Here is a 529-nt window from a genome sequence, read left to right as displayed (position 1 = left end):
TCATACAATATTGCAAAAGAAGCAGGTGCCATAGTAAAAAAAGTTATGTATCAAGGAAAAGGAGAAGTTGTTAGGCAAGCTTTTTCWATTGTTGATAGCGATATTTATATATTAATAGATGGTGATAATGAATGCGATGCTTCTGCTATACCAAGACTTGTAGATTATTTGGTTAACAATGATTTGGATATGGTTACAGTTGTACGTAAAGCTGGTAAATACAGAAAGGGGCATTCTTTTGGAAATAAAATGCTTACTGGTTTTGCTAAGTTTTTATTTGGCAATAATGTTAATGATATATTAAGYGGTTATAGAGTTTTTTCACGCAAATTTGTAAAGACATTTCCTGCAACTTCAAGAGGTTTTGAAATAGAAGCGGAGCTTACAATATTTGCTATGCAGATGCGTATGCAAATAGGAGAAATGGATGCAGAATATAAAAGCAGACCGGAAGGTTCTTTCTCTAAACTTAATACTTTTAGAGATGGGTTTAGAATATTATTTCTTATGATATATTTGCTTATGACAG

Annotated in this window: 1 protein-coding gene; it reads left to right on the top strand. The window is 31.9% G+C overall.

What is annotated here, in order from left to right:
• A partial coding sequence (locus GQX97_RS14510) for a glycosyltransferase family 2 protein (protein ID WP_157152376.1) occupies positions 1–529 on the top strand: 529 nt, incomplete at both ends.

This window comes from Brachyspira sp. SAP_772, assembly GCF_009755885.1.
Classification (GTDB): domain Bacteria; phylum Spirochaetota; class Brachyspiria; order Brachyspirales; family Brachyspiraceae; genus Brachyspira.
The sequence above is the reverse complement of the archived record's forward strand: the minus strand, read 5'-3'. Positions and strand labels throughout refer to the sequence as shown.